Annotated in this window: 1 protein-coding gene and 2 pseudogenes; 2 read left to right on the top strand and 1 reads right to left on the bottom strand. The window is 63.6% G+C overall.

The genetic code is table 11. The annotated features are described in order from the left end of the window. Positions 1 to 61 precede the first annotated feature (61 nt). Positions 62 to 151: pseudogene (locus A5636_RS26970) on the top strand (hypothetical protein); the annotation flags it as partial. Between the two features lie 180 nt (positions 152 to 331). On the opposite strand, the pseudogene A5636_RS27680 reads toward A5636_RS26970, so the two are convergent. Continuing rightward, a pseudogene (locus A5636_RS27680) lies at positions 332 to 907 on the bottom strand (serine/threonine-protein kinase PknD); the annotation flags it as partial. An 11-nt stretch (positions 908 to 918) separates the two neighbouring features. On the opposite strand from A5636_RS27680, the gene A5636_RS26975 reads away from it, so the two are divergent. Then, the coding region (locus tag A5636_RS26975) for a hypothetical protein (protein WP_253900430.1) at positions 919 to 994 on the top strand (76 nt) is incomplete at its 3' end.

The raw sequence follows: 994 nt of genomic DNA on the forward strand, positions 1-994 counted from the left end.
TCTGGTGGTCAATAGCACCGGAACGGTGTACGTGTCCGACGGCGGCAACAATCGCGTCCTGATGTTGCCCACCGACACCAAGAAACAGGTGGTGTTGCCCTTTACCGGTTTGAAGCAGCCCGGTGGCGTCACCCTGGACAGCGAGGGCGCCGTGTATGTCACCGACACCGGTAACAGCCGAACGCTGAAACTCCCGTCCGGCTCCTCGACCCAAGAGGAGCTGCACTTCACCGGTCTGGACAACCCGTGGGGGTTGGCGGTGGACAACGTGGGGACGGTCTATGTCGGTGGGCAACATCAGGACGCGATTGTTGCCGCCGTCGGACACGTACACCGTTCCGGTGCTATTGACCACCAGACCGGTCGGTGCGCTCAGGCCGGTGAACGGCACCTCGGTTTGTGCATTCGAACCTGCGGCCAGCGCTACTACGCGATTGTTCGCGGTGTCGGTGACGTAGACGGTGCGACTGCCGTCCACCGACAGACCGGTCGGATTGCTCAGGCCGGAGAACGCGAGTACTTCTTGTTTCTGCTTGCCAGAGCGCAGTACCAGCACCCGCTTGTTGCCGGCGTCGTTGACGTAGACGGTGCCGGTGTTGTCGGCCGTCACGCCGGTCGGATAGTTGAGTCCCTCGAAGGGCAGCACAACCGGCTCATTCGCGCCTGCGAACAAGGCCAGAATCCGGTTCTTCGGAGTGTCAGCGACGTACACCGTGCCGCCACTGTCCACTGACAGACCCTGCGGATCATGCAGACCGGTGAAGGGCAGCGTCACCTGCTCGGTTTCCCCGCCCTTCGGACCGGGCTCGTTGACGACGACCAGAGCGACCACAGTGACCACCACAGCGAGCAGTGCGGCCGCCGAGATGGCGACAGCTTTGCGGCCCCACCACCGGCGTGAGCGCACCGACCGGTCTGGTGGTCAAGAGCACCGGAACGGTGTACGTGTCCGACGGCGGCAACAATCGCGTCCTGATGTTGCCCACCGAGCGCA

The organism is Mycobacterium asiaticum (assembly GCF_001673315.1).
Taxonomy (GTDB): Bacteria; Actinomycetota; Actinomycetes; order Mycobacteriales; family Mycobacteriaceae; genus Mycobacterium; species Mycobacterium asiaticum_B.